This window comes from Nocardioides sp. (genome assembly GCF_034670285.1).
Taxonomy (GTDB): Bacteria; Actinomycetota; Actinomycetes; order Propionibacteriales; family Nocardioidaceae; genus Nocardioides.
This window is the reverse complement of record NZ_JAXMNS010000363.1, coordinates 1-3,908: the sequence shown is the minus strand read 5'-3', so window position 1 is coordinate 3,908 and position 3,908 is coordinate 1. Positions and strand designations below refer to the sequence as shown.

The window sequence follows — 3,908 nt, the reverse complement described above, 5'->3', positions numbered from 1 at the left end:
GATGCCGTCCTCGAGCGCCTCGGTCATCGCGCGCATGCCGGCCAGCGGCGTCCGCAGGTCGTGAGAGACCCACGAGACCAGCTCGCGGCGGGCATCCTCGAGCCTGCGCTCGCGCTCGCGCGACTCCTCCAGCCGGGCCTGGGTGGTCTCGAGCTCGGTCGCCAGGGCCTGGAACTCGCGCGGACCGCGACGCTGGGCGACGTAGGTGCTGCCCACCCCGAGGTTGCGCACCCCTGCCTGGAGCGCCTCGGACCAGCGCACCAGCGCCGCGCCGAGCAGTCCGGCGACGACCGTGGCGGTGAGGGCTGAGACGCCCACCACCAGGGTGATGGCCTCGATGTCGCGGTCCGAGATGAGCATCCGGTTGGCCAGCGCCAGCACTCCGGCCAGCACCGAGACCGCCGCCACGGCCGCCACCAGCCCGAGCTGCCACCGGATCGACCGGTGCCGCAGCAGGTAGCCCGCGGCCATGCCGACCGCGCCCACGCCGCAGGAGGCGAGGCCGGAGTAGATGAGCAGCTCGGCATACATCAGGCGCTCTCCCAGCGGTAGCCGACGCCCCACACGGTCAGCAGCCGCGACGGACTCGTCGGATCGACCTCGACCTTCTCGCGCAGCCGACGCACGTGGACCGTGACGGTCGACTGGTCACCGATCGACCAGCCCCAGACCTGCTGCAGGAGGTCGTCGCGGGAGTAGGCGACGCCGGGATTGGCGGCAAGGAAGTGCAGCAGGTCGAACTCGCGGCTCGTGAGCGCCAGCACCCGTTCGCCGAGGCGCGCCTCGCGGCGGCCGTGATCGACCACCAGGTCACCGTCGGTCACGAGCGTCGGCAGGCCCGGCGAGCCGCCGGGGGCCCGTCTGAGGATCGAGTCGACGCGCAGCACCAGCTCGCGGGGGCTGAACGGCTTGGTGACGTAGTCGTCGGCGCCGATCTCCAGGCCGGCGACGCGGTCCTGCTCGGTGCCGAGGGCGGTGAGCATGATGATGGGGACGTCGCCGACGGCGCGCAGCCGCCGAGCGACCTCGAGCCCGTCGAGGCCCGGCATCATCAGGTCCAGGACGACCAGGTCCGCCGGGCGCTCTCGCATGGCACCCAACGCCGCGTGCCCGTCGCCTTCCTCGTCGACGTCGTGCCCTGCCGCACGCAGGTAGGACACCACCACCTCACGCACGGTGGTGTCGTCGTCGACGACCAGGACGCGGGCCATCAGCTCGGTGCGCCGCCGGACTCGGACGTCGTACGGCGGGCGCGGACGAGCGAGGCGACGACGACGACGCTCAGCGCCACCACGACCAGCCCGGACCAGCCGAGCCAGTAGCTGCGGTCGAGGAGCGTCGGGTTGTCCGGCTCCGCACCGAACCGGCCTAGCACCGGAATGGCGATCAGGGTCAGCGGAGCGACCACGACGAACGCGACCGCCGCGGGTGCGCGCGCGACCACAGGCAGCACCCGGGCCCCGAGCGCCACGGCACCGATCGTGGCCAGGGCGATGAGCCCGTCGTGGACGACGACCCCACCGCCGAGCCAGATCGCCGCACTCACCAGCCGGTCGAGGTCCTGCCGACTGAGCAGCAAGTAAGCGCCGTACAGTCCGACGAGGACCCCGAGACCGCCCAGACCGATGCGCAGACCCCACACGCCGGTCATCAGATGACCTCCACGGTCGTGAGCCACTTGGTCTGCAGGACGCCGGGTCGGTTGGGCGCGATCAGTCGAGCGGGGAAGCCGTGGTCGAGCGAGAGCTCCTCGCCGTTGAGCTTCAGGGCGATGAGGGTCTTGTCGGCGTCGGCGAAGTTGCCCTGCAGCTCGGTGACCCCGAAGGCGTAGCGCTTCTGCATCGAGACCATTCGCACGTCGGCGCCACGCGGGACCGACGCGGCGTCGAGGAGGTCGCGCAGCCGCACCCCGGTCCACTCCGCACTGGCGCTCCACCCCTCGACGCAGGCGATCGGCAGGGTCTCGGTGCGTTGGGTCATCGCCGCGAGCTCGTCACGCGACCAGCTCGACACGACACCGTCGCCGTCGACCACGTCGAGGGTCCAGCCAGGGCCACGCTCCTCCGCGGTCACCTGCGCGGCGGCGGCGGTGCGGTTGAACGGGACGCCTTGAGGACCGTCGCCGGTTCGCACGGAGAGCACGGAGACCTTGCGGAGGAGCGGCACCGTACTGCCGGCCGTGGCCAGCACCGCGATCCCGGTGGCGAGCCAGGTGGAGCGCAGCAGTCCGCGACGGCTGACCACGCCCGGCTCGGTCGCCGTCGGGCTGTCGTGGGTGGTGTCATCGACGTCCGAGGTGAGGGCGTCACGGATGACGGGCAGCTTGACGGCGATGTGCACCACCAGCGCGCCGATCGTGATCCAGGCGACCGCGTAGTGGACCGGGCGGAAGGAGAACGCCCAGGGGTACCACCGAGAGGTGTTGAGCAGCCCGGTGACGAGGAGGAAGGTGCTGCCGGCGACCAGCACGGCGATGGAGAGCCGCTCGAGGCCGCTGATCGTCATGGCCCGCACGTCGCCCCACGGCATCGACTTGAACAGCTGCGGGTAGACCGACCACAGCTTGACCAGCAGGAGCGGGATCGCAGCGGTGCCGCTGATGACGTGCAGCCCCTGCGTGACCCGGTAACCCCAGTAGGGCGCTGTCGGGAAGGGGACCGGCTGGTCGCCGTTCTGGGCGTAGTGACTGATCAGACCCGTCAGGAAGCAGATGCCGAAGGCGATCCCCAGCCAGAGTCCGACGCGCGCCGCGACGGCCGGCGATCGCAGGCGACTGGTGAAGTCGGACTCCCGGGGAACCCGGTCGAGCACGTCGGCGGCCTTCACCGGCGTTCCTGCAGGACGACGATCCGGCGAGCGCCGAGCGCTCGGGTGTGGGTGATCTCCAGGCCTGCTTGCAAGGCGATGTCCTCGATGTCGTCGAGCCCGACCACCGACCAGCGGAACGGTCGGCTGCGTGAGGTGTCGGTCTCCAGGGAGGCCCACACGGTGCGGTGCGCGACGCCGGGCGCCTCCACCTCGATCACGATGCGTCCACGCGGGTCGATGACCTCGCGCACCCGTCGCAGGAGTGCGACCGGGTCGCCGCCGATGCCGACGTTGCCGTCGGCCAGGAGCGCGGTGTGCCAGCGGCCCTCCCCCGGCAGCTCGTCGTAGATGTCGCGGCGCAGGGCCGAGCCGCCGCGCTCACGCGTCTGGCCCACGGCCTCGTGGACGACGTCGATCCCGAGGGCGACCTGGCTGCGGGAGGCGAGCGCAGCGGTGAGCCGGCCAGGTCCGCACCCGATGTCGAGGGTCGCGCCCTCGCAGAGGTCGAGCAGCGCGTGGTCGTGGGTGTCGGCCTCACGGGTCCACTCCGACATCGGCAGCACACGGGGCTCGTCGTCGAGCCCGACCACGGCGCAGGGCTCGCCCTGCAGGGCGCGGGCGAAGATCGTCGAGAACGGGACGTCGAGGTCGCGCTCGACCAGCGAGCCGGGCAACGGGTTCTCCCCCGTGATCGGTCCGGGACTCAGGGTGCCGTCGGCTGTCATCGGTGTGCTCCTGTCGTGCGTGCGGCTTCCCAGGCGCGTGCGAAACGGGTGCCCGGCGCCTGACTGGCCACCGCAACCGCGTCGTCGTACTCGTCGACGTCGCGCAGGACCGCGGTGCTCGCCACCGACAACCCGCGCGCGACCAGGGCGGCCCGGGTGTCGTCGTACGTCGTGGGGGTGGACATCTCCACGCCCGCCAAGGCTGCGGCGTCGTCGGTGCGGTGACGGCCGAGCACCCACCAGCCGCCGTCCTCGGCCGCTCCGAGCACGGTGTCGTGCTCGTCGAGCGCGTCGCCCGCGGCGCGCAGCAGCGCAGGCGTCAGCTGCGGGGTGTCCATGCCGACCTGGAGCACCGGACCGTCGCCGGCGTCGAGG

At 72.1% G+C, this 3,908-nt stretch carries 6 protein-coding genes; all 6 read right to left on the bottom strand.

Annotation, left to right across the window (positions count from 1 at the left end):
- Positions 1-531, bottom strand: a 531-nt coding sequence (locus VOI19_RS15860) for a histidine kinase dimerization/phospho-acceptor domain-containing protein (protein WP_323793934.1), incomplete at its 3' end; no start/stop codon positions are given.
- On the bottom strand, positions 531-1,211 hold the full coding sequence (locus tag VOI19_RS15855) for a response regulator transcription factor (RefSeq protein WP_323793933.1): 681 nt from the start codon (positions 1,209-1,211) through the stop codon (positions 531-533). The genes VOI19_RS15860 and VOI19_RS15855, both read right to left, overlap by 1 nt.
- Positions 1,211-1,651, bottom strand: coding sequence for a hypothetical protein (locus VOI19_RS15850; protein WP_323793932.1), 441 nt, complete (start codon positions 1,649-1,651; stop codon positions 1,211-1,213). Before VOI19_RS15850 ends, VOI19_RS15855 begins: the two co-directional genes overlap by 1 nt.
- A complete protein-coding gene (locus VOI19_RS15845; protein WP_323793931.1) occupies positions 1,651-2,826 on the bottom strand; it encodes a molybdopterin-dependent oxidoreductase in 1,176 nt (391 codons plus the stop codon). The genes VOI19_RS15850 and VOI19_RS15845 overlap by 1 nt, the downstream gene beginning before the upstream one ends.
- Positions 2,823-3,533: a class I SAM-dependent methyltransferase gene (locus tag VOI19_RS15840; protein ID WP_323793930.1), complete on the bottom strand. Its 711-nt coding sequence runs from the start codon at positions 3,531-3,533 to the stop codon at positions 2,823-2,825. Before VOI19_RS15840 ends, VOI19_RS15845 begins: the two co-directional genes overlap by 4 nt.
- Positions 3,530-3,908, bottom strand: a 379-nt coding sequence (locus tag VOI19_RS15835) for a TIGR04282 family arsenosugar biosynthesis glycosyltransferase (RefSeq protein WP_323793929.1), incomplete at its 5' end; no start/stop codon positions are given. The genes VOI19_RS15835 and VOI19_RS15840, both read right to left, overlap by 4 nt.

Bases quoted from the DNA above. Each gene is read 5' to 3' on its own strand.
- VOI19_RS15855 (WP_323793933.1), bottom strand. From the start codon at position 1,211: ATGGCCCGCGTCCTGGTCGTCGACGACGACACCACCGTGCGTGAGGTG.
- VOI19_RS15840 (WP_323793930.1), bottom strand. From the start codon at position 3,533: ATGACAGCCGACGGCACCCTGAGTCCCGGACCGATCACGGGGGAGAAC.
- VOI19_RS15850 (WP_323793932.1), bottom strand. From the start codon at position 1,651: ATGACCGGCGTGTGGGGTCTGCGCATCGGTCTGGGCGGTCTCGGGGTC.